This window comes from Deinococcus misasensis DSM 22328, from assembly GCF_000745915.1.
GTDB classification, from domain to species: domain Bacteria; phylum Deinococcota; class Deinococci; order Deinococcales; family Deinococcaceae; genus Deinococcus_C; species Deinococcus_C misasensis.
Genome location: NZ_JQKG01000002.1, coordinates 227,317 through 250,338 on the forward strand (window position 1 = coordinate 227,317; position 23,022 = coordinate 250,338).

Annotated in this window: 24 protein-coding genes; 14 read left to right on the forward strand and 10 right to left on the reverse strand. The window is 55.3% G+C overall.

Annotation, left to right across the window (positions count from 1 at the left end; genetic code table 11):
* Positions 1-123: 123 nt before the first annotated feature.
* The 4 genes from Q371_RS02835 to ssuD all read right to left on the reverse strand — a co-directional run bounded on the left by Q371_RS02835 (position 124) and on the right by ssuD (position 3,962).
* Complete coding sequence (locus Q371_RS02835) at positions 124-885, reverse strand: ABC transporter ATP-binding protein (protein ID WP_034335704.1); 762 nt, start codon at positions 883-885, stop codon at positions 124-126.
* Positions 864-1,676: an ABC transporter permease subunit gene (locus Q371_RS02840; RefSeq protein WP_084571188.1), complete on the reverse strand. Its 813-nt coding sequence runs from the start codon at positions 1,674-1,676 to the stop codon at positions 864-866. Before Q371_RS02840 ends, Q371_RS02835 begins: the two co-directional genes overlap by 22 nt.
* A complete protein-coding gene (locus tag Q371_RS02845) occupies positions 1,673-2,641 on the reverse strand; it encodes an aliphatic sulfonate ABC transporter substrate-binding protein (RefSeq protein ID WP_051963118.1) in 969 nt (322 codons plus the stop codon). Before Q371_RS02845 ends, Q371_RS02840 begins: the two co-directional genes overlap by 4 nt.
* Positions 2,642-2,828: 187 nt before the next feature.
* Positions 2,829-3,962 (reverse strand): FMNH2-dependent alkanesulfonate monooxygenase, encoded by a 1,134-nt coding sequence (ssuD, locus tag Q371_RS02850; protein ID WP_051963119.1) that lies wholly within the window; start codon positions 3,960-3,962, stop codon positions 2,829-2,831.
* A gap of 310 nt (positions 3,963-4,272) precedes the next feature.
* On the opposite strand from ssuD, the gene Q371_RS02855 reads away from it, so the two are divergent.
* Genes Q371_RS02855 through Q371_RS02865 form a run of 3 tightly spaced genes read left to right on the forward strand, consistent with a single transcriptional unit; the run spans position 4,273 to position 7,161 of the window.
* Complete coding sequence (locus tag Q371_RS02855) at positions 4,273-4,896, forward strand: nitroreductase family protein (RefSeq protein ID WP_034335707.1); 624 nt, start codon at positions 4,273-4,275, stop codon at positions 4,894-4,896.
* Positions 4,897-4,933: 37 nt separating this feature from the next.
* Positions 4,934-5,797, forward strand: coding sequence for an aldo/keto reductase (locus Q371_RS02860; RefSeq protein ID WP_034335710.1), 864 nt, complete (start codon positions 4,934-4,936; stop codon positions 5,795-5,797).
* Positions 5,798-5,811: 14 nt separating this feature from the next.
* The gene (locus tag Q371_RS02865) at positions 5,812-7,161 is read left to right on the forward strand and encodes an LLM class flavin-dependent oxidoreductase (protein WP_034335712.1); all 1,350 of its coding nucleotides are present in this window, start codon (positions 5,812-5,814) and stop codon (positions 7,159-7,161) included.
* 150 nt (positions 7,162-7,311) lie between these two features.
* On the opposite strand, the gene Q371_RS02870 is transcribed toward Q371_RS02865, so the two are convergent.
* On the reverse strand, positions 7,312-8,064 hold the full coding sequence (locus Q371_RS02870) for a sulfite exporter TauE/SafE family protein (protein ID WP_034335715.1): 753 nt from the start codon (positions 8,062-8,064) through the stop codon (positions 7,312-7,314).
* Positions 8,061-8,405 (reverse strand): rhodanese-like domain-containing protein, encoded by a 345-nt coding sequence (locus Q371_RS02875; protein WP_051963120.1) that lies wholly within the window; start codon positions 8,403-8,405, stop codon positions 8,061-8,063. The genes Q371_RS02870 and Q371_RS02875 overlap by 4 nt, the downstream gene beginning before the upstream one ends.
* 142 nt (positions 8,406-8,547) lie before the next feature.
* Here Q371_RS02875 and Q371_RS02880 point away from each other — a divergent pair, with 142 nt between their 5' ends.
* The 11 genes from Q371_RS02880 (at position 8,548) to Q371_RS02935 (ending at position 18,920) form a co-directional block, all read left to right on the forward strand.
* A complete protein-coding gene (locus Q371_RS02880; protein WP_157442477.1) occupies positions 8,548-9,063 on the forward strand; it encodes a hypothetical protein in 516 nt (171 codons plus the stop codon).
* A 121-nt stretch (positions 9,064-9,184) separates the two neighbouring features.
* Positions 9,185-9,676: a PhnD/SsuA/transferrin family substrate-binding protein gene (locus tag Q371_RS28040; RefSeq protein ID WP_034335722.1), complete on the forward strand. Its 492-nt coding sequence runs from the start codon at positions 9,185-9,187 to the stop codon at positions 9,674-9,676.
* Positions 9,634-9,972 carry a PhnD/SsuA/transferrin family substrate-binding protein gene (locus Q371_RS28045; RefSeq protein ID WP_169743770.1) on the forward strand — a complete coding sequence of 113 codons (339 nt, stop codon included), beginning with the start codon at positions 9,634-9,636 and terminating at the stop codon, positions 9,970-9,972. Before Q371_RS28040 ends, Q371_RS28045 begins: the two co-directional genes overlap by 43 nt.
* A 311-nt stretch (positions 9,973-10,283) precedes the next feature.
* Positions 10,284-11,267: a sulfate ABC transporter substrate-binding protein gene (locus Q371_RS02895; RefSeq protein WP_034335726.1), complete on the forward strand. Its 984-nt coding sequence runs from the start codon at positions 10,284-10,286 to the stop codon at positions 11,265-11,267.
* Positions 11,268-11,272: 5 nt separating this feature from the next.
* Entirely contained in the window at positions 11,273-12,115 is an 843-nt protein-coding gene (gene cysT, locus Q371_RS02900; protein WP_084571198.1) for a sulfate ABC transporter permease subunit CysT, read from the forward strand.
* Positions 12,112-12,936, forward strand: coding sequence for a sulfate ABC transporter permease subunit CysW (cysW, locus tag Q371_RS02905; protein ID WP_034335729.1), 825 nt, complete (start codon positions 12,112-12,114; stop codon positions 12,934-12,936). The genes cysT and cysW overlap by 4 nt, the downstream gene beginning before the upstream one ends.
* Complete coding sequence (locus tag Q371_RS02910; RefSeq protein WP_034335731.1) at positions 12,933-13,919, forward strand: sulfate/molybdate ABC transporter ATP-binding protein; 987 nt, start codon at positions 12,933-12,935, stop codon at positions 13,917-13,919. The genes cysW and Q371_RS02910 overlap by 4 nt, the downstream gene beginning before the upstream one ends.
* A 3-nt stretch (positions 13,920-13,922) precedes the next feature.
* A complete protein-coding gene (locus tag Q371_RS02915) occupies positions 13,923-14,555 on the forward strand; it encodes an RBBP9/YdeN family alpha/beta hydrolase (protein ID WP_084571192.1) in 633 nt (210 codons plus the stop codon).
* 329 nt (positions 14,556-14,884) lie between these two features.
* Complete coding sequence (locus tag Q371_RS02920; RefSeq protein WP_034335734.1) at positions 14,885-16,075, forward strand: GAF domain-containing sensor histidine kinase; 1,191 nt, start codon at positions 14,885-14,887, stop codon at positions 16,073-16,075.
* Entirely contained in the window at positions 16,072-16,752 is a 681-nt protein-coding gene (locus Q371_RS02925; protein ID WP_034335736.1) for a response regulator, read from the forward strand. Before Q371_RS02920 ends, Q371_RS02925 begins: the two co-directional genes overlap by 4 nt.
* Positions 16,753-17,186: 434 nt before the next feature.
* Positions 17,187-18,920, forward strand: coding sequence for an FG-GAP repeat domain-containing protein (locus tag Q371_RS02935; protein WP_034335741.1), 1,734 nt, complete (start codon positions 17,187-17,189; stop codon positions 18,918-18,920).
* Positions 18,921-18,988: 68 nt separating this feature from the next.
* Here Q371_RS02935 and Q371_RS02940 read toward each other — a convergent pair whose 3' ends face one another.
* From Q371_RS02940 to Q371_RS02955, 4 genes are all read right to left on the reverse strand, one after another.
* On the reverse strand, positions 18,989-20,308 hold the full coding sequence (locus Q371_RS02940) for an MvaI/BcnI family restriction endonuclease (RefSeq protein WP_051963121.1): 1,320 nt from the start codon (positions 20,306-20,308) through the stop codon (positions 18,989-18,991).
* A 116-nt stretch (positions 20,309-20,424) separates the two neighbouring features.
* The gene (gene dcm, locus Q371_RS02945) at positions 20,425-21,735 is read right to left on the reverse strand and encodes a DNA (cytosine-5-)-methyltransferase (protein WP_084571194.1); all 1,311 of its coding nucleotides are present in this window, start codon (positions 21,733-21,735) and stop codon (positions 20,425-20,427) included.
* A gap of 112 nt (positions 21,736-21,847) precedes the next feature.
* Positions 21,848-22,273 carry a transposase gene (locus Q371_RS28195; RefSeq protein WP_157442478.1) on the reverse strand — a complete coding sequence of 142 codons (426 nt, stop codon included), beginning with the start codon at positions 22,271-22,273 and terminating at the stop codon, positions 21,848-21,850.
* Positions 22,274-22,508: 235 nt separating this feature from the next.
* Entirely contained in the window at positions 22,509-22,967 is a 459-nt protein-coding gene (locus tag Q371_RS02955; protein WP_034335744.1) for a helix-turn-helix domain-containing protein, read from the reverse strand.
* Positions 22,968-23,022 lie beyond the last annotated feature (55 nt).

Genomic DNA, 23,022 nt, shown 5'->3' on the forward strand with positions numbered 1-23,022 from the left:
CGTTTCAAGATCTTGATTGTTTCAAGACACATTCTTGATCCGCACTGGTACCAGAACTCCATCGGCAACCAAAGTTGAAGGGAGGGTTTCCCCTCCCTTTTGTGGTGCAGGTGACTTCGGATTTCAGGGTGCACTTCCCACCGCAACTGGAGCAGAAGGCACAGGCTCAGCCACGTGCAATTCCCTTTCGAGTTCTTCGGCCAGTTCCCAGAGGTGCGGATCACTGCGCTTCCTCGGGCGGGGCAGGTCCACGGTCACTTCGTGGGCGATTTCTCCGTCCCTGAGGACAATCACCCGGTCTGCCAGTTGCAGGGCCTCTTCGATGTCGTGGGTGACCAGCACTGCTGTGAACCTGTGGGTGTTCCAGAGGTTTTCCAGCAGTTTCTGCATTTCCCCTCTGGTCAGGGCGTCCAGTGCCCCGAAAGGCTCGTCCAGCAACAGCAGGTGGGGTTGGTGGCTGAGGGCCCGGGCCAGAGAAACCCTTTGCCTCTGGCCTCCGGAAAGCTGGGCGGGCCAGTCTCCGGTGCGTTCTGCCAGTCCAACACTTTCCAGAATGTGGTAGGCGTAAGGGTGGCTGGTTTTGGGCAGTCCCAGCGTGACGTTGTTCACCACGTTCAGCCATGGCAACAGGCGGTCTTCTTGAAACACCACCCTCGTGCGGGGGGCTTGCTGGTTCAGGGTGGTGAAGGTGAGGGTTCCCCCAGAGGTTTCTTCCAGTCCGGCGATGACCCGCAGCAGGGTGGTTTTGCCGCCTCCACTGGCCCCGATCAGGGCGACCAGTTCGCCGTTTTTCACATGCAGATTGATGTTTTTCAGGACATCGCGGCTTCCAAAACGTTTGGAGATGCTCTCCAGGTGCAAGGTCACTTGAGGTTGGGGTGCCATGGCAGCAGTCTCCTTTCCAGCAGGCGCACGGTGCTGTCGGCCCATTTTCCGAGGCTGGCGTAAATCAGGATCACCAGCACCACAATGTCGGTGCGCATGAATTCTCTGGCGTCCATCGCAAGGTGCCCGATCCCTGCGTTGGCTGCGATGGATTCGCTGACCACCAGAGACAGCCACGCAATGCCAAGCGAGTACCGCAAGCCCACCAGAATGCCGGGCAAAGCTCCGGGCAGCACCACACGCCAGAAGGTCTGTGCGGGGGTGAGCTGGTACACTTTGGCCATTTCCAGCAGCTTGGGATCGATGCCACGGATGCCGTGCACGGTGTTCAGGTAGATCGGGAAGAAGGTCCCGAGGGCAATCAGAAAGATCTTGCCACTCTCACCGATGCCGAACCACAGGATCACCAGAGGCACCAGTGCAAGGTGTGGAATGTTGCGGACCATTTGCAGGGTGCTGTCCAGCAAAACCGACAGGAAGCGGTTCAGGCCCACCATCAGGCCCAGCGAGAAGCCCACCAGAAACCCAATGAACACCCCTGTGAAAGCCCTCTGGATGCTGACTGTGAAGTGCTCCAGCAGTTTTCCGTTCTGAATCAGTTCTTGAAGGGCACCGAACACGGCTGTGGGGGCAGGCAGAATCAGTTTGCTGAGCCAGCCTTGCTGGGAGCTGATCTGCCACACCACCAGCAAGGTGATGGGGAGCACCCAGCGCCAGAGTTCAGCGGCCTGAAACCCTTTTCTGGGTGCTCTGGGTTTCTGTACGGAGGGGGCTGTACGCAGCAGGGTCATTTCTGGGCCACCTTGACGTTTTTGGTGAAGGGGACTTTGCCGATGAGTTCATTGGTGAAGTTCACTTTGTTGGGAATGATGCCCAGTTTGAAAAAGGTGTCGGATTGTTTTTGCAGGTATTTGAGCTGGCTGAGGGGGAAGGTGGTGACTTTGGTGTCCCCACTCCGGCGGTTCACCACTTTCAGGATGTCCTTGGGAATCCCGAGTTCTTCGTACCAGAGGTCCACCACCTTGTCGGTGTTCTTGTTGGTCCAGTCGGCAGTGCGTTTCAATTCGGCCAGCAGGTAAGACAGGGCCTGATTCTTGCCGGTGTCTTTCAGCACACGGTCCACCGTCGAAAAGTAACCCACCCCGTCGGTGAGGCCTTTGCTGTCCCGCAACACCCGCACGTTCCCTCCGGCCTGCACGATGGCATAGAAGGGATCCCAGATGGTCCATGCGTCCACCGTTCCACTTTCCAGAGCCCCTCTGGCCTCGGCAGGGGGCAGGTTGATGATTTCGATGTCGTTCAGGTCAAGGCCCACCTCTGCAAGGGCCAACTGGGTCAGGTAGTGGGCACTGGAACCGCGCTGCAAAGCGATTTTCTTGCCTTTGAGGTCTTTCAGGGACTTGATGGGGGAATTTTTGTCCACCACGATGGCACTGCCTCTGGGGTCTTCGGTTTTGGTGATCGCCACGTACCTCAGGGGGGTTCCCGCTGCCAGAGCGAAAATGGTGGGGGTGTCTCCGGTGGTGCCGAAATCGATGGCTCCTGCACGCAAGGCTTCCAGAAGCTGTGGGCCTGCTGGGAACAGGTACCACTCGTATTTGATGCCTTGCTTCTGGGCAGCGTCCAGCCAGTTCAAGGATTTGAGGGCGGTCAGAAGCCCCCCTTTCTGGTAGCCAATTCTGAAAACCACGTCTTCTGCGTGTGCGAGGGATCCAAATGCTGCGATGGCGAGGGTTGCGATCAGGTGTTTTTTCATGTCAGGTGCTCCTTGGGATCTGCATGTGCAGAGAAATTTTGAAAAAAAGACCTGCACCTGTGTGCAGGTCATGTGGCAAGTCTGGACAGCGACCACCTCCCCATGGCCGTCCGTCTCGGGGTGGACGGCCATGTGTTTGACCTCAATTCACGTGGAAGGAGAGAAGAATGACTCAGTCAGAAACAGCTCAGTAAGAAACAGCGACACGGCGTTCGGTTTCTTGCACTTTCAGCACGCCGGTCTGGGTTTTGCCGATGACCGGGAATAAGAGTTCAGCGGTGCGGTAGGCTTCTTCAAGGTGCGGGTAGCCAGAGAGCACGAAGGTGTCCACCCCGATGTCCTGGTATTCCTGAATCAGTCGGGCGATGTTCTCAGGGTTGCCGACGAAAGCGGTTCCGGCACCGGCCCGGACCAGACCCACTCCGGCCCAGAGGTTCTTGTAAATGGTGAGTTTGTTGCGGTCTCCGCCGTGCAGGGAAAGCATGCGCTGCTGTCCGGTGGAGTCGCTCTGGGAAAGCTGCTGTTGGGCTTTGTGGATGCTGGCATCATCGAGTTTTTCGATCAGGCGGTCTGCTTCACGCCACGCCTCTTCTTCGGTTTCGCGGATGATGATGTGGGCACGCACCCCGAAACGCACTTTGCGTCCGGCCAGAGCGGCCTGTTCGCTCACCCGTTCGATTTTTTCACGGGCGATGTGGGGAGGTTCACCCCAGGTCAGGTACACGTCGGTGTAATCTGCGGCCACCTGAATGGCGGGTTCACTGCTGCCTCCGAAGTACACAGGAGGGAGGGGTTGTTGCACCGGGCCGAATTGCAATTGGCCGTCGGTGATTTGCAGGTGCTCTCCCTGATAGGTGACTTTTTGGCCTTCCAAGAGGGCACGGAAGATGTGCACCCATTCGCGGGTCAGTTGGTAGCGGGCATCTTTGTCAAGGTACTGCTCGGGCAAACCTTCTGCGAGCAGGGCTTTGTCTCCAGCCCCGGACACGAGGTTCAGGGACACCCGTCCGCCAGAGATGCGGTCCAGAGCGGCGGTCATGCGGGCAGCGAGGGCTGGGGAGATCAGTCCGGGGCGCACAGCCACCAGAAATTTCAGCCTGCGGGTGAGGGAAGCCAGAGCGCTGGCGGTCACCCATGACTCTTCGCAGCCGTATCCGGTGGGGAGCAGGGCACCATCAAATCCGAGGGTGTCTGCAGCAATGGCGACGCTTTTGAGGTAATCGAAGGTGTTGGTGCGTTGCTGGTTGTGGCTGCCAAGGTGGCGTCCGTCTCCGCTGGTGGGAATGAACCAGAAAATGTCAGGTGTGGAATGTTGGGTCATGGGATTCCTTTCCGGCAACCCCTCGGGGCTCCGTGCTTGATGGAACGAACTTTAGAATAAGTTACCTGATCTGTCAACTATTAGCCGGAGCACCTCTGGGGCATGGTTTGAGCATCAAAAACCCATTTTTTCGATGAATCTCTTTCTCTCAGGGCTTTTTCTGATGATTTTTGCATTGAGTTCAAATCAGGATCTGCATTTCAATCTTAGACAACTTTGATACAGAAGATCTAGAATTTCCCCTCTGGGCGCTTGACGAAACCCCTTCAAAAGATTATTGATTAAATCAGTAAACTTTAGAGGAGGAACCATGACCGCCATTTCCGCCATCCCCGGCAGCCTGAGGGCCACCGAAGCCATCGAAACCCGGCGCAGCATCCGCAAATACCATCCAGACATGCCCCTGCACCACCTGCAGGAGATCCTGCGCCTCGCCACCCTCGCCCCGAGTGCATGGAACGCACAGCCCTGGCGGTTTGTGGTGGTGGCAAGCCCCGAGGTCAAAACCCAGCTTCATGCTGCTGCATACCAGCAAAATCAGGTGCTGGAAGCCCCTTACACCATCGTTCTGTACAGCGATGCCGAAGACACCCTGCACACCGCCATCGAAACCTCACACCCCCACTTTGGGGAAGAAGGCCAGATCCGGCAGGTGCAAACCCTGCAAAAAGCCCTGTCTCGCCTGAGCATCGAACAGCGTGCCCAGTGGGGAGACACCCAGGCCAACATCCTGCTTGGGGTATTGATGGTGGCAGCCAGAGGACTGGGTTACGACACTGTCCCAATGCTGGGTTTTGACCAGAGCAAAGTGAAAACCTTGCTGGGTTTGCCCGAGCATGTGACCATCACCGCCCTGCTTCCGATTGGCCGGGCCGCAGAAACCGGACGTCCCCACCACCGACACAGCCTTGAGCGCCTCACCCGTTACGTTTGACTTCAAGCCCTTTCCATTCGACAGAAAAGAGAAAACCATGACTGAAACCGCACACAACCTGACCTTCAAGATTGCCGGAGAACTCGAAGTCAACCGCCTCGGATTTGGGGCCATGCGCCTGACCGGAGAGGGGGTCTGGGGAGAACCCAGAGACCCCGAGAATGCAAGACAGGTGCTGAAACGGGCTGTGGAATTGGGCATCAACTTCATTGACACCGCCGATGCCTACGGACCGGGCACCTCCGAGAAGCAGATTGCAGAAGCGCTTCATCCGTATGCACAGGGTCTGGTGATCGCCACCAAAGGGGGCAACACCCGTCAGGGACCCGGCAAATGGGCTCCTGTGGGCCGTCCAGAGTACCTCCGTCAGGCTGTAGAACTGAGTCTCAGACGCCTGAAACTGGAACAGATTGACCTCTGGCAACTGCACCGCATCGATCCCAAAGTCCCGGAAGACGAGCAATTCGGGGTGCTCAAGGAGCTGCAACAGGAAGGCAAAATCCGACATGTGGGCCTTTCTGAAGTCACCGTGGATCAACTGGACCGGGCCAGACAGGTTTTGCCGATTGCCACCGTCCAGAACCTCTACAACCTCTCGAACCGCCAGTCCGAAGCGGTGCTGAATTATGCAGAGCAGCACGACATCGGCTTCATTCCGTGGTTTCCTCTGGCAGTGGGGCAACTGGCCCAACCATCAGGCCCACTGCACACCCTTGCACAGAAGCATCAGGCCACCCCTGCACAGGTGGCTCTGGCATGGCTCCTCAAGCGCTCACGGGTGATCTTGCCGATTCCGGGCACCTCCAGCATCCAGCACCTTGAAGAAAACAGCCAGGCTGCCCAACTGCACCTCTCCGAAGAAGATTTTCAGTGGCTCAATCAACCGCTCCAGACGGTTTGAAGGAGGAATGGAACATGACTGCATCCCAGAAACAATTGAAACTCGGGGCTTTCCTGATGACCGACGGGCACCACATCGCCGCATGGCGTCACCAAGAGGCCAATCCAGAGGCGCACACCAGCTTCCAGCATTTTGTGGACCTCGCCCAGAAAGCCGAAAAAGCCAAATTTGATGCCATCTTTTTTGCCGACTCTGCCGCTGCATGGATTGACGATGAAGGGGTGTTCCAGTACACCTCCAGAGGGGCACACTTTGAACCCGTGACCCTGCTTTCTGCTCTGGCCACCGTGACCCAGAACATCGGCCTGATTGCCACCCAGACCACCACCTACAACGAGCCTTACCATCTGGCACGCAAATTTGCTTCTCTGGACCAGATCAGCGGAGGACGGGCGGGTTGGAATCTGGTGACCTCTGCCAACGCCAGAGAAGCCCTGAACTTCAACCGGGATGAGCACGTCCGTTTCGAGGAACGCTACGACCGGGCACACGAATTTGCTCAGGTGGTGATCGGGCTGTGGGACAGCTGGGAAGACGATGCCTTCATCCGCAATGCCAGCACCGGGCAGTTCTCAGACCCCGAGAAGGTGCATGTGCTCAACCACTCGGGCAAACACTTCAAAGTGAAAGGCCCCCTGAACGTGCCCCGTTCCCTTCAGGGTAGACCCGTGATTGTGCAAGCCGGTTCTTCAGAAGAAGGCAAAGAACTTGCAGCAGCAACCGCAGAAGTGGTGTTCACTGCACAGCAAACGCTTGAAGATGCACAGGCTTTTTACCGGGACCTCAAAGGCCGACTGAAGAAACACGGTCGCCACGAAGACGATTTGAAAATCATGCCCGGCGTGCTGGTCTATGTGGCCCCCACCGAAGAAGAAGCCCGTGCCAAATTCGAATCCATCCAGTCTCTGGTGCTTCCAGAGGTCGGACTGGCACAACTGTCCAGCTTGCTGGGTGTGGACCTCTCTGGACACGATGTGAACGGTCCGGTGCCCGAGTTGCCCCTCACCAACAACAACCGCAGCCGTCAAGGTTTGCTGGTCGAGCAAGCCCGACGCAACAACCTGACCATCCGCGACCTGTACCTTGCAGTCACAGGAGGACGGGGGCACTGGCAGGTGATTGGCACCCCCGAGCAGGTGGCCGACCAGTTGGAAGAACGCTTCCTGAACGGTGCAGCCGATGGTTTCAACGTGATGGGTCCGGTGCTGCCCGGTGGTCTGGACGATTTCATCGAACTGGTGCTCCCAGAGTTGCGCAAACGGGGCCTGTTCCGCACGGAATACGAAGGCACCACCCTCAGGGAAAACCTCGGGCTGAAAAGGCCAGAGAACGTGCACCGGAAAAAAGTTGCAGCTCTGGTTTGAAGTGAACCTTTCACAGTTTTGAGTTCGCAGTGAGAAGAACTCGTGTGACACCCGATCATGCGTGAAATTGAAAGAAGCGTCCTTTTCAGGACGCTTCTTTTGATGCCAGAGCTTTTTGTTTTTGCTCGCTGTAAACTGTTTTCTGCAAAACTAAAACATCTCTGCCCACGGCACATCCATCACCAGAGCCCGCGCAGCCAGCAGCAAGACCGCAAAAGTGAACACCCTGCGCAGGGTGGCTTCCGACCACCCTCGGGTCCAGACCACCCCGGCCCTTGCACCAAAGAACATGGTGACGGCCATCAGGAGGGCGATGGGCCACACCACCTGCTCCTGCAAGGTGAAAACCACCACGGCCACCAGAGAGGAACACACGTTCATCCATTTGGTGCTGGCCACCGCTTCACGCAAGGAGAAACCGAGGGTGTGTTGAAACACCACAGTCAGCAAGGTGACGTACCCTCCGCTGAACAGACCTCCATACACCCCGAGCAGGAATGTTAACGGATGCCCCACCTGTGGACGATACTGAACCTGTGTTGTTCTGATGGGCCTGAGCACCACCACCGCCATAAGCAGCATGGCACCCACCACCACCCCTTTCAGGGCTTTGACCGGCAACCATCCGACCATCAAGGCCCCGAGCAAGGAACCCAGCAACGTCAGGACAGTGAGGGTTTTCAGGCGCTCTGGTTGAATTTCTCCGCCTTTGTGGTACTGCATGGAGGCCCCCAGACTGAGGGCCGTCAGGGCCACCATGTTGCTGGCGATGGCCTCTGGTGCAGACATGCCAAGAAGCAGCATCACCGGAACCGTGATCAGGGAAGTGGCCCCCGTGACCACACTGACCACACTGGTCAGAAAAGCCACCGGAAGCAAAATCAGCAGATCCAGCAAGGTCATTCAGGGTCGGTTTCGGTGGGCAAATCGGCATCCCTCCATGCAGGGAAACCTCCCTGCAACACCTGTGCATCCAGACCGAAAGCCTGCAACTGGTCGCGGGCTTTTTCCCCTCTGGACTGTCCGGGGTGGAACATGTTGCAGTACGGCACGATGGTCCGGTCTGAGGGCAATTCAGCGATGTGCGATTCCAGTTGATCGATGGGGATGTGCAGGGCACCTTTGACATGCCCTGCCTGAAATTCTTCCAGAGAACGCATGTCGATGATGAGGGGATCCTGTTTCTGCAGCAATTTTTGAAGGTCTGCTGGCTCAATGGAGGCTGGCTTTCTGGAGTCACTCATATTGTTTACCAAATTAATCAACTTTTGCATTTTGCACAAGGGGGATGTCTGTATCCACAGAAAACCTTTGAAGTGGAATTCCCATCGGCTTTTCAGGACAAAAGTCCTGTACCTTTTCCTGCGCCTCCCTGAACATGGAAGGGTGAATCACCAACAAGCCCTCCCAAATCCAAAAAAGGGCCAACTGGCCAGAGACCTCTGGGTGGGAGGTGGGCTGTTTTTGCTGTTCAGTCCGTTGTTGCTGCTGCTCATTTATGGCTCTTTTTTGTTGATTTCTGCCTTGACCCCCAAGCCTCCAGAGGTGACCGATGCCCAGTTGGTTGGAACATACACCTGCCCTGACCCGGCGTGTCAGGGGACAGAAGTGCAATTGAACAGGAACGGAACAGGGGTTTTGTTGCAAGCAAAGCGCAGGACATGCGATCTGCGCTGGAGTCGGGACGACAACATGGATCTGCAATTCAAGTGCACAGATCCCATCGATCAGAAGCTGGTCAATGTTCATGGATCACCTGAGAAGGGCACCTGGTTTTACAACATGGGTGTGCCTCTGGTGACCCAGCAAGTCGATGAAGGAATCAAAGCTTATTTTTGTGTCTTTTTTGCTGGAGAGGACATGCAACACTGTTTTGGCAGGATCGTGAAGGATCAATCCTGAACGTCAAGAGACAGGTTTGGACTCCGGATCCGCCAGAGTGCTTAATTGACAAATTTTATCAACCATTCTAGGATGGTTTCCAACACCATCGGCCCCTTCGATTTGCAGAAAGGAGCACTGGATGCTTCCCACATTCACCCAGAATCCATCCCGCCTCCGCAAGGTGGCGTCCCATTTGCCATCCATCACATTATCATCCCTGAGTCCTTTTGACTGGTTGCACCACCCTTCTCCCCTTCAGAGCCGTGAATCCGGCTTGCTTTCTGGAGCAGTGCCATTTGCATTTTTAAGTGGACTGCACGCCATCAAACACAGTGAACTGGAACTGCTGGCCGTGCCTGTTCCCCTGTCTGAACGTTCTGCACAACAGCCCATTTACCACAGCGACATTGTGGTGCGCTGGGACAGCCATTTCGACACCTGGCAGGACCTTGCTGAAGCCCAGTGGGCCTACAGCACCCCCTCTTCTCTGTCTTCGCTGCTGGCCCCCCTTTTTCAACTCGGGATGCAGGAGGTGCCTTTTCAGGGGTTTTTGCTCCTGCCGGGTCTCCCTTTGCTGCCCTTGAACAGGTGCTCCACCAGCAAGCGGATGCTGTGGCGGTTCACAGCCTGACCCTGAAAAAAATCTTGCAGGCCCATCCCGAGTGGAAACGGCACCTCCGGGTGATTTCCAGCCTCGGGCCTTTTCCAATGGCTCCAGTGGTGACCCACCAGAGGCAAGATGCTCTTCAGAAAGAACGCTGGAAACGGGATTTGCTGCAACTCCACCAGACCCCTGAAGGCAAACATGAATTGCAGAAAGCGGGCATCAGCCACTTTGAGTCGGTCCAAAGGGAGCAGTATCTGCCGTTGCTGGCTCTGGAGAAGCAGGCCCGGAAATGGCAGGCACAGGTGATTTTGCCAGAGTAGATCTTGTCAGAGTAGACCTTGAAGATTTTGCAAGGGATGGACGCTGTGTCCATCCCTTTGTTTGTGTTTTTTGCTGTGTTTTTTTGCTGTGTTTTCTGGACATTGGCTAGATGCGTTTTCCAGAAGTTGTCTAAGTTTTGCAAGCGCGAATTTAACTTTCGATGTCCCACAAAAGGTTTTCCCAACCTACAGCTTCAGACTCCTATTGTTGACAAGATGAGTAAACTTATATAAGATTCACACATCCCGAAACCACGGGACCACATCCCAAACATCAAAAAACACATGCGACCCATGTGGGAGGAAACCTCATGCAAAAACACCTGACCCTTGGACTGATCTTGCTCGCCAGCACCGCCCATGCCTCCACCACCTTGCTCAATGTCTCTTACGACCCCACCCGAGAGTTCTATCAGGAGTTCAATCAGGCCTTTGCCAAACACTGGAAAAAGCAAACCGGACAGGACCTCACCTTCAACCAGTCCCACGCTGGTAGTGGTGCACAGGCCAGAGCCGTGATCGACGGTCTGGAGGCCGATGTGGTCACCCTCGCCCTGTCTTACGACATCGACTCCATTGCTGAAAAAGCCAAACTGCTCCCTGAAAACTGGCAATCCCGACTGGCCTACAACAGTTCCCCTTACACCTCCACCATCGTGTTTCTGGTGCGCAAAGGCAACCCCAAAAACATCAAAGACTGGGACGATCTGGTGAAGCCCAACGTGCAGGTCATCACCCCCAACCCCAAAACCAGTGGAGGGGCACGCTGGAACTTTCTGGCCGCATGGGGCTTTGCCCTGAAAAAATACAAAACCGAAGACAAAGCCAAGGACTTCGTGACCCGCCTGTTCAAAAACGTGCCTGTGCTGGACTCGGGCGCTCGGGGAAGCACCACCACCTTTGTGGAACGGGGCATCGGGGATGTGCTGCTGGCATGGGAAAACGAAGCCCTGCTCGCAACCCGAGAACTGGGCGAGGGCAAATTCCAGATTGTGGCCCCCTCCTTGAGCATTCTGGCTGAACCTCCTGTCACCTGGGTGGACAAGAACGTGCAAAAACACGGCACCGAAAAAGTGGCCAAAGCCTACCTGAATTACCTTTATTCTCAGGAAGGTCAGGAAATTGCCGCCAAAAATTACTACCGCCCCAGAAGCAAAAACATTCTGGCCAAATACGAAAAGCAATTCCCCAAAGTGAAACTGTTCACCCTGCAAAGCGTGTTTGGCAACTGGCAATCCGCCCAGAAGAAATTCTTCAATGATGGCGGCCTGTTCGACCAGATTTACCAGAAGTGATGGCCATGCTTCAGGTGCTCAAGCCCTCCAGAGGCCACATCCTGCCCGGTTACCGACTGACCCTGTTTTACACCCTGTTTTACCTGCTTTTGATTGTGCTGATCCCTCTGGGGGGCCTGTTTGTGAAAACCGCCTCCCTGAGCTGGACCGCCTTCTGGGAAGTGATCCTCACCCCGAGGGTGCTGGCTTCCTTCCGGGTGACCTTCGGAAGCGCTCTGGTCTCTGCCCTGATCAATGTGGTGTTCGGACTGGTCACCGCATGGGTGCTGGTGCGTTACTCTTTTCCCTTCAAACGCCCGCTGGACAGCCTGATTGATTTTCCCTTCGCGCTGCCCACAGCCGTTGCAGGCATCACGCTCACGTCCCTGCTCGCCCCTTCAGGGTGGGTGGGGCAACACCTCGAACCTCTGGGCATCAAAGCCGCCTACAGCCCTCTGGGCATCGTGCTGGCCCTGACCTTCATTGGTCTGCCTTTCGTGGTGCGCAGCGTGCAACCTGTGCTGGAAGCCGTCGGAAAAGAGGTCGAGGAGGCCGCCGAGAGCCTCGGGGCTTCCAGAGGTCAGGTGTTCTTGCGGGTGATCCTGCCCGAGATCCTGCCTGCCCTTTTGACCGGATTCACGCTGGCTTTTGCCCGCACCGTTGGTGAGTACGGCTCGGTGATTTTCATCTCGGGGAACATGCCCATGAAAACCGAAATCGTGCCCCTTTTGATTGTGGGCAAACTGGAACAGTTCGACTACACCGCAGCCACTGCACTTGCCGTGGTGATGCTGGTGGTGTCCTTTGTGCTCTTGCTGCTCAGCAACCACCTGCAAAGCCTTGCCAACCGGAGGCTGGGAACTTCATGAACCACCGCACCGAACCCCTCTGGATCAAATGGACCCTGATCGGCCTGATGCTGATGTTTCTGGGATTGTTTCTGGTGCTGCCTCTGGTCACCGTTTTTTACGAAGCGTTCCGTCAGGGCTGGACCAACTATGTCTCTGCACTGCTGGACAAAGATGCCCTGAGCGCCATCCGCCTCACTTTGCTGACGTTGCTGATCGTGGTTCCGCTCAACACAGTGTTTGGGGTGGCTGCTGCGTGGCTGGTCAGCAAGTACGAATTTCACGGCAAACGCCTGCTGGTCACCCTGATCGATTTGCCTCTGGCGGTTTCTCCGGTGATCTCGGGGCTGGTTTACGTGCTGCTCTTTGGCAGGCAGGGCTTTTTCGGACCGTGGCTGCTGGAACACGACCTCAAGATCATTTTTGCCATTCCCGGCATCGTGCTGGCCACCGCTTTCGTGACTTTCTCCTTTGTGGCCAGAGAACTGATTCCCGTGATGCAATCGCAAGGCACCGAAGAGGAGGAAGCCGCCCTGATCCTCGGGGCCAACGGATGGCAGACCTTCCTGAAAGTCACCCTCCCCAACATCAAATGGGGCCTGCTCTACGGGGTGATCATGTGCAATGCCAGAGCCATGGGTGAATTCGGAGCCGTGTCGGTGGTTTCAGGCCGCATCCGTGGACAGACCAACACCATGCCCCTGCACGTGGAAATTCTCTACAACGAATACAAAACCAGTGCAGCTTTTGCGGTGGCCTCGTTGCTGACCTTGCTGGCTCTGGTGACCCTGGTGGTCAAAAGCCTGATCGAGCACCGCCAACCCCTCCAGAGGAACACATGAGCATCCAGATTCAAAACGTCCACAAAACCTTCGGCAAAACCCCTGTGCTGCACGACATCAACCTCGACATTCCCACCGGTGAACTGGTGGCCTTGCTGGGACCCTCAGGCAGTGGAAAAACCACCCTGCTGCGCATCATTGCCGGGCTGGAAACCCCCGACTCTGGAAAAGTGCTGCTGCACGAGGAGGACGCCACCCACCAGAATCCCGGTGAGCGTCAGGTGGGATTCGTGTTCCAGCATTACGCCCTTTTCCGGCACATGACCGTCTTTGAGAACGTGGCTTTTGGCCTCCGGGTCAAACCCCGCAGCCAGAGGCCCGACCGTCAAACCATCCAGAAAAAAGTCCACGAACTGCTGAAACTGGTGCAACTGGACTGGTCCGCAGACCGTTACCCCTCGCAGCTTTCTGGAGGCCAGAGGCAACGGGTGGCCCTCGCGCGGGCTCTGGCCGTGGAACCCAGGGTCTTGCTGCTCGATGAGCCTTTCGGGGCTCTGGACGCCAAAGTGCGCGAAGAACTGCGCGGATGGTTGCGCAGGCTGCACGACGAAATCCACCTGACCAGCGTCTTCGTGACCCACGACCAGCAGGAAGCCATGGAGGTGGCCTCTCGGGTGGTGGTGTTCCATGAAGGTCGCATCGAACAGGTCGGGTCTCCGGCCACAGTGTACGACCAGCCTGCCTCTGAGTTCGTGTACCACTTTCTGGGCCGCTCCCACACCCTGACCGTGAACGGCAAACCGGGTCTGGTGCGCCCCCACGACTTCGAACTGGGCTTGCAACCCACGCCCAACAGCCAGAGTGGCGACATCTTGCACATCCACCTGATTGGCCCCCACGCCCGACTGGAAGTGAAAAGCCACGCCTCTGGCGAGTTGTTGGAAATCGAACTGCCCCGCTCCCACCTCAAAACCCTCCATTTGACCGTGAACCAGCAAGTGCATTTCCGTCCTGAACACATCACATTTTTTGAACCGAGGTGACCCATGTCCGAATTTGATGTTTTGATTGTGCCCGGCTGGAAAAACAGCGGCCCTGCCCACTGGCAAACCCTCTGGCAAAACACCCACCCCGAGTACCGTCGGGTGGAGCAAAAGAACTGGAACCATCCGGTGCGTTCCCACTGGATCGAGCAACTGGAACTCCATGTGCAGGCCGCACGCAAACCGGTGATTCTGGTGGCCCACAGCCTCGGGTGCATCACGGTGGCCCACTGGGCCAGACCCACCGAAACCCGCGTTGCTGGCGCACTGCTGGTCGCCCCTGCCGATGTGGAACGCCGCAAAGTGGCCAGCGAACTGCGCAATTTTGCCCCCGTCCCCCGCAAATCCCTCCCCTTCCCGAGCATCGTGGTGGGCAGCACCACCGACTTGACCTGCTCTGCAGAACGGGCACAGGAATTTTCCCGCTCGTGGGGCAGTGAATTTGTGAACCTCGGGGATGTGGGGCACATCAATGTGGACAGCGGACACGGACTTTTCCCCCAAGGGGAAGCCCTGCTGCACAGCCTGACCCGCCTCGGGCTCCTGCTGCGCGGATCGGCAGGGGCACCTCTGGAAGGGACAGGAGATTTTCGGAATTTGACGGAACTGGACGCTTATTCCATGCCCCACAGGTGATTTTTTGGATTGCCATGTGTGAGGAGCAGGCGGATTGTGCTTTTGGGTGCTCGCTCGGGGAAGTTTACAGTTTTCAGTGGACAGTTTACAGCAAGAGACAACGCCAGCATCCATCTGCCACCATCCCCTGTGCTCTGGTCTCCTGCATGACCAGAGCACCCTTTGTTCTCTCCTTGCAATCACCTCAACACCACATTGACACGGTTTTTTCGCCTTTGATGTCTTTAAAACCAGAGGCCCATGTTCTCCTTGCTGACAACTGACATCTGAAGGCTGGACCCAGAGAAAACCCCCTACTGCCTTCCCCCATTCCGTGGCATCATGCAAACATGACCAGAGAGGTGCGAGAAAGCCTGCAAGGCAGCACATGGGGGCAGTTCGCAGACCAGATTGTGGAGAACTCCCAGAGGGTGCTCGGGTATCCTTATGTGTTCCTGACCCAGTGTGATCTGAACACCGGGCAGGCGCGATGTGTGGCATGGGCTGGACTGCACCTGACCGTGGTGAAGCGCACCCTGCAGGCCGTCAAGGTGGCCCTGCCGAACTTCGATCCTCTTGGGGCATCTGCGCCCATTGATGCCAACCCGTTTACTGCACAGGTGTACCGCAATGGAGAAGTGGTCAACCGCTCTGCTCTGGACATCGTGCAAGGAGCGGTGCCCGATCTGGTGGTGCATTTCGCCCAGAAAATAGTGGGGGTGGACCATGTGCTGATGGTGCCCCTGCAACTGGAAGGGCACGTGTATGGGGCTCTGGTGTGCTGCCACAACGAAGCCCACGTTCCAGAGCACAAACTGGACCTTGCCAGAGCTTTTGCCAGTCAGGTCGCGTTTGGCCTGCACAACGCTGAGCTTCGCAGGCAACAGGAATTGGTGATGCAGGAACTGCAAGCCTCAAGGGAACTGCTGACGCAGGCCGAGGAACGCACCCGGCAGCAGGTCAGCGAGCACCTTCATTCCAGAGTGCAATCCCGACTGCTGGTGGCGTGGTACCGACTCGGGCAGGTGAAAAGCAAAGAGCAGGAGGTCCAGCACACCCTGAATCAGGTGCGGGATGAACTCGAACACATCCGTGAACATGAAGTGCGCCTGCTCAGCCACCAACTGCACCCCGAGGCTCTGGATGTCGGTCTGATTGCGGCTTTACAATTGCTGGTCCAGAGGATGCAGCACATGCTGGACGTGCACATTCAGGTGGACAGCAAACTGCTGAAACACGAAGAGGAAAATCAGGGGCTCTCGGCGTCCAGCCGTCTGGTGGCCTTCCGCGTGATCGAAGAGGCCCTTGGAAACACCATCAAACACGCAAGGGCCAGAAATGCCACCGTGACCCTGAGGCTCCAGAACCACACCCTGTTTTTGGAGGTGCAAGACGACGGCATCGGCTTTGACCCCAAACGTGCCCTCAAAGGACTGGGGCTGCGCTGGATGGATGCCCGCATCAAGCAGGTGGAAGGCACCTGGGGTGTGGACAGCCAAAAAGGAGGCCCGAGTCGCATCTGGGCGAGGATCCCGTCATGAAACCCCTGAAAATCCTGATCGTTGAAGACGAAACCCTGTTCAGTGCCTTGCTGCGCACCGCTCTGGAACACACCCGCGAAGTGCAGGTGCTGGCCGTGTGCCACTCTGCACAGCAAGCCCTCGCTGACCCACGCATGCAAGACGCCGATGCCGTGATTCTGGACATCGACCTTGGACCGGACAGCGAAATGAATGGCATCCAGCTTGGTCGTCACCTGAGGGAAAGGCAACCTTCATTGGGCATCGTGCTGCTCTCCAACCACAGCAGTCTGGTGTTTGCAAGGACCCTCGGGACGGATTTCACCGGATGGGCTTACCTGCTGAAAAAATCCGTGCAGGACATCACCATCATCCTGCGTGCCCTGCACAGGGTGAAAGACGGCGAGGTGGTGCTGGACCCGCAACTCCTTCACCCAGAGCAGCTTCAAAAAAAGCACTTCCCGCACCTGACCGCAAGGCAATGGGAACTCTGGACCCTGATCACGCAGGGATACACCAATGCCGCCATCGCTGCCGAACTGGGCCTCAGCCAGAAATGGATCGACAATGCCATCGGTGGGCTGTACGGGGCTCTGGGACTGGACACCAGTCAGGCCAACCTGAATGCTCGGGTCGCGGCAGCTTTGCTGTATGCGAGGACCATTCAGCAGGGTTTCCTGACTTTATTGGACGAGTAAATCAATGGGGTAAGTTCACAGTCTACATTTGACAGTTCACAGAGAAAATCCTCGTCCAAGACATCTTATTTCGACAGCACCACTTTCGAAATTGCACCAGAGAAAGCAGTGAATCTGCTCCATCCATTCATTTGAACTTTTGATTTCCAATCCATGGGCACTGAACTCAGGGAAAACCCTTACTTGCCTGCTCTGGTCACAAAACAGGGAGAAAACCCCCTACTGCCAGAGCACCCCCTCCCTTACCCTGAGTCAGCAAAGGGCATGGCTTGCCCTGACCCATTTCCACCACAATCTCTGTTTCAAGAGCTCTGCTTTCGAGGTGATTGCATGCAAGCTCCATCACGCCCGTACCAGAAACCCACCCTGACCCACAGTGGCACATGGCAGGTCGTCACACAGGTGGGCAGTTTTCCTGCCCAGTAAAGGAATCCATGAAAAAGAAACTGGTTTTGATGTCCCTGTTGCTGGCCGGTTGCCAGCAGGCTTCGCAGGTCTCCCCCATCGAAAAAACCCCTTCCCATCTGGTGGCATTTCAATTTCAGGCTGGAGAGGGAAACACCCAAAAACAAAGTGTGCAACCTCTGGCGGTGCAGGAGGTCTCGGGTCTGGTGTTTCAGCAGTTGTCCACCAGCACCTTCACGGTCAAACAAAAAGGGGTGCGTTACCTGAGCACCACCTACAAGGTGACCAACCAGAGCGGCAGAACCCTCAAAGATCTGGCTTTTGTGGGGGTGAACCTGGACGACACCGACGGGGACCCCTCCAACAACAGCATGCAACCCACCGCAGGGAACACCGCTTTTGCCAGAGTCAAGCTGTACGACGGCACCGACGCCTCTGGAAAAGCCAGCAGCATGGTTCCCGGCCACCTGTACACCTATGATCCCCAGAACGACCGGGCCATTTTTGAAGCCAGAGGCACGGCTTTTGCTCGGGGTCTGTCTGTGCCAGATTTTGATCCTGTCCATCCAGAGGGTCTGACCCTGAACAAGCTGGATTTTGGATGGGTGCTGTACGGGGATTTTGAGAACAACACCTCACGCACGGTCACTTTTTCCACGCAATTGCCTTTGTCTGCCAATGCCAAAGACGATCCATTCAGCTTTTCCTTCATTGCTGCTTTTGCAGAACTGAACCGCAGGCAAAACGTGCAATTCCAGAGCCCCACCCAATTGAATTTTGGATCGACGGTCTCGAAGGTGGCCACAGGGGACTTCAACGAAGACGGTTACCCGGATCTGGTGGTCACACGCAACAACGCCAACAGCGTGTACATCCTGCTGAACGACACCACCGGGCATTTCCCCACCATCACCACCGCAAGCACCCCATGGCCCATGTATCTGGTGGTTCCTGCTTTCGTGAATGCAGACCCACATCAGGACCTGTTGCTGGCCGATTACGGCCATGGCACTGTGCAAATCTTGTTGGGCAATGGAGACGGCACCTTTGAGGACGGAGATGGCGTGGCTCTGGACACCGGACTGATCGACCTGCAGGTGGCAGATCTGAACGGCGATGCTTACCCAGACATCCTCGGCCTCACCATGAACGCCCTGATCGTTCAGATGAGCAATGCAGGAGGCCCCTTTGTGGCCCCAGAGCAGCGCTACACCTCTGTTGAGCCCTTTTCGATGTTGTCTGCTGGAAACCTCAATGGGGACAACCATCCAGACGTGGTGATCGCTGGCCCCACCAACCAGCTTTTCGTCCTGAACAACAACGGAGATGGAACCCTGAGCGCAGCCACCACCTACCAGAGCAGTTTCTCCCCCTCTGGTCTTGTGGTGACCGACCTGAACGGAGAACCCGGCGATGATGTGGCCGTCTCAGCGCTCTATGGAGCAAACATCAGTGTGCACCCCGGAGATGGAAACGGGCAACTGTTCCCATTCGCCCAGAGTGCAGCCGGACGCCTTTTTGGAGACCTCACCCATGCCGATTTCAATGGGGATGGCCTGACCGACCTTGCCACCTCGGTCTTTTCCACTTCCCTGCAAGTCAATTTGAACGACGGAAATGGCAACTTTCCAGAGTCGGTTTCGGTGCCCATCTCGGGGTTCGTCAAGGACCTGAGCAGTGCAGACCTGAATGGGGATGGGAAAGTGGACCTGGTGGGGTTGATCCCAGATGATGATGCTCTGGTGGTTGTTTTGCAGGAGTGAGGGGACATCAAGAGTTCTTGGACCCTTTTTGCGAGCCCTCAAAACCCGCAAAAAGGGTTTTTCATGTGTCACTTGAGTTCGAATGTGTCATACAGGGAAGCAAGGTTTTTGAAGTTCATGCGGAACTGGTTTCGGCGTTTGGTCACAGGCGTACCTGATAGGTTTTCCACCTTGGTTCCTGGATCGTAATACACCTTTTTGCTCAACAAAGATCGAAAAAACCGGATGGGATCTGTACTGACCCCGAGCCACACCTGATCGTTGTAGTGGTACTGGCGGATGGTTTTGTCATCTCCCAAAAGTTTTTGCTGTGAAATCGCAGGGACATACACTGTTCGACCATGCTTTTTGCTCCAGTGGTCAATAATCTGCTGGAAAGTCCACAAAGCCGCCACAGTATCTGCTGTCCGTGGATCCACAAGCATGATTCCTTTGGTGATGTCGGTGATCTCAAATTTTCCACTGGCAGTGATGTTGTATCCCTGTAAGTCCAACCGTAAGCCTGTGGTGGCATGCACCACACCATATTGATGGGTTCCAGTGAAATAAATGCGATCTTTCGCTGGCTCTGGCTTACCATACAAATGAAGAAAAGGAATGACACCCGGATTCACATAAATGCCTCCAACCGGTTCGGGCGTCATCAGGGTGATGCGTGGGCTACCCAAACGGTCAAAGCGCTTGACCCCAAATTGCTTGATTTCAATGCCCCGGAAGTCAGGTTCGCTGTGCCCATTCGGAATAATGTCCAGAAGGGCTTCCAAGGTATACCCACCACCGTTCTGGGCAACATAAGGAATTTTCTGACCAGAAGAATTCAAACGGCAAGAATCCACAAAACCCATCTGATGAATGTCATGCAGTTTTTCCAGCAGTTCTTCCAGAGGATCCCGGTCCAGAATGAGTTCTCTGAAGACTCCTGCTACACTCAATACAGGCTGATCCAGCAATTCAGCAGTGATGGCCTGTCCTGGCAAAAGCAGGTGAGCCAGAATTCTGCGATCAGGGCAAATGCCCAAGACCAGAATTCTTCCTTCTGTTCGCGGGTTGGGTTGCATGTGGGCAGAAGGGGCCAGAGGACACCCCTTCAAGAAACCAGAGAGGCGAATTTCAGGGTACTTGGGGTACATGATGAGCTGGGCACCAGGCGCGTGGGCCACCTGCCCTTCTTCATTCATCCAGTACAGATTCACTGGCGCTTTGAAGTTGGGTTGTCTGACTTCCGGGTAACTCTGGATCTCGCCAAAGGGAAGCACTGAAAGCACTTCCCAATTTCCGCCAATGTAGATTTGCTGTTTGGTGTTGTCATTGGCACTGAGTGGTTTGTAAAGAATTCGTGTTGCTCCATTTTGCTTCAAGCGTTGAATCAAGGCATTGAGGGTGTCCACGGGTTCTCCTGAAGCCAGTATATGGAATCAGGGCAGCTTTGTGGATCTGCCGCCCTGCCTATGTTTTGTTTTCAATCGATGTGATGATGTCCTGACATCACATCCAGAGTGCCATTTCAATCTGCACTGGAAGCCACCAGCTCGGGGATGGTTTGCTGCTGCCTTGCTTTAAGCTCCATCACAAAAGGTTTCATCAGTCTGGCCACTTCAGTGATCACGGGCATCACCACACTGTTGCCAAATTGTTTGTAGGCCTGCGTGTCAGACACAGGGATCTTGTAGGTTTCAGGAAAACCCATCAGTCTGGCACACTCTCTGGGGGTCAGACGACGGGGGTTTTTTCCGGGACCTTGTGAGATGAGAATTTCACTGCCATCTTTGTAGTACCTTGCGGACAGGGTACGGCAAGTGTCCATGGGCCCCACCAGTCCATATCCGAAACCGTTTCCTGCAGCTTTATGCTTGGCAGCATAATTTTGCAAGTAAGCCCAGAGTTTATCGGTGAGGGTGTATTTTGCTTTGACCGTTCCGTCTTCATTCAAGTAGTCATCCCCTTCAGGGATCACCTCTGTACCATCTTCTTTGTGCAGGATGTCAGCCATAATGTGGTTTTGGGGAGGCAAGTTCAGAGCTTCCCATGAAAAATCCACTGGCTCACGAAATCCGACAATGATGATGCGTTCCCGGTGCTGAGGCGTAAAATGCTTGCCATCAATCACCCGGTAGTGGATGTGGTACCCGAGTTTGTCTTCAAGGGTGGCTTTGATGGTGGCAAAGGTGCGTCCCTTATCGTGTGATGTGAGGTTTTTGACATTTTCCAGCATAAAAGCCATGGGGCGTTTGACCTCAATGGTTTTTTCTATTTCAAAGAACAAAGTGCCTTGCGTGTCACATTCAAAACCATGTGCGCGTCCCAAGCTGTTCTTTTTGGAAACACCAGCGATAGAAAAAGGTTGGCAGGGAAAACCGGCCAGCAAAACATCGTGGTCCGGGATGTGCTCTTTGGGATAAGGGGTGATGTCTCCGGCCAGTTCATGGTCTGCCGGAAAGTTCGCCTGATAGGTTTTCTGAGAGAATTCATTCCATTCGCTGGTAAAAACGCAGCGACCACCATTGCGCTCAAACCCCTGACGAATACCACCAATGCCAGCAAACAGGTCAATGAAGGTGAATTCGCCTTCCACGCACCCCTCAACCTGTTGTACAGGACAAGCAGGAAGCAGATCAGGTTTCGTATCGCGGAATTGCTGCAAGGCCAGCAGAATGTGGCCAGGGGGAAGGGGATCGGCAGCTTCCCATCGGGTCAAGGTGCGAACAGTGGTACCCAGAGCCTGTGACAGCACTTCTTTTGAAGTGTATTTCAGGGTGTCCAGCAGAATTTCATGTGCTCGGGATTGTAAAGTGTCGATGCTTTTCTTTCTGGGCATTTCGAAGACATTATGTCTCAATTTTTCCCTGATTGTCCATCCAGAGGATCCCTCAAACACCAATAAGTGAACAAAGCCCAGAGACTCCCCCCTTCACTCCTCTAGTACTTCATTAAACGGTCAGAGAAGGGTACAGGCGACGCAGCTTGATTCGAGCATCCCCAGCCGTAAAATGCCAACACAACCCCCTTCTCAACCGATTCTGATCTTCTGTCCAACAAGCCGCTTCAACTTCAAGCCGCTCAAAACACCCCAAACGCCTTGCCGTACACTGCCTTGCAAAAATGGACAGTTCAATTTCTGCCGCATTCAGCCAACTGCCGTGCTTGGGAGTGTGATGAAACACCAGTTTATCCGCCATTCTCCGAGCTTCACAGGGCTCGAAACGGCTGTACAAGGCTGACTTCTTATGGATGTTCAGGTTGTCCAACACCACATGAATATGTCTGGCAGCAGGATAAACCTCATCACACAGCACCTGAAGAACATCTGCAAATCTCTGAGGGTCCGCTGATGGGTGACCCGCATCTCCCGCCAACCCCTCAAAGGTTCAAACAGACAAAACACGTTGGCTGTTCCTTGCCGGACGTACTCATCATCCTGCCGGATGGGCATACCCGAAGTCATGGGCAGGGCTTCTCTGGCATGGGAATGCAGCACTTGAGGTTGTTCATCCAAACACACCACTGGCTCCAGAGGGTCATACTTTCTGGCGTAGACCTCAAGAACTTCTTCCATTTGGCAGACGAAATCTGCATTGTGCTGAGCGGGAATCAGGAACCTTTTGACTCGGTGAGGTTGCAATTGATTTTTTTTAGGGTGGAGTGCACACTCACGGTCGAAATGCTCTCAACCACCTCCACCAGTTTCGCAGCAATCATTTTTAAGGTCCAACGGGCATAACCTGCTGGGGGTTCACTGCAAGCGAGGGTTTGAATGTGGGCCTCAACCCGACCATCAATTTTGACAGGCACACCAAGATCTTTGCGTTTGGCACGCATGATGGTCTTTTCGAGTCCGATTTGATGGTACCTTCTGCGGGTGTGTTCGACCATGGTGCGACTGATGTGGAGAGCGGAGACAATCTGGATGTCGGTGTAGTTTTTGCGGGTGTCGGTCAACAGTAAGATGCGAGCTCGGATTTGACTTTCTGCTGGGAGGTTACCTGTCTGTGTCCATTGGAGGAGTTGCTGGTGTTCTGTTTCACTCAGGTGCACCTGGTGTTTGCCCATATGGACAGTATAGAACTCTTGCTCAACCGTTTAATGAAGTACTAGGCTTTTCACT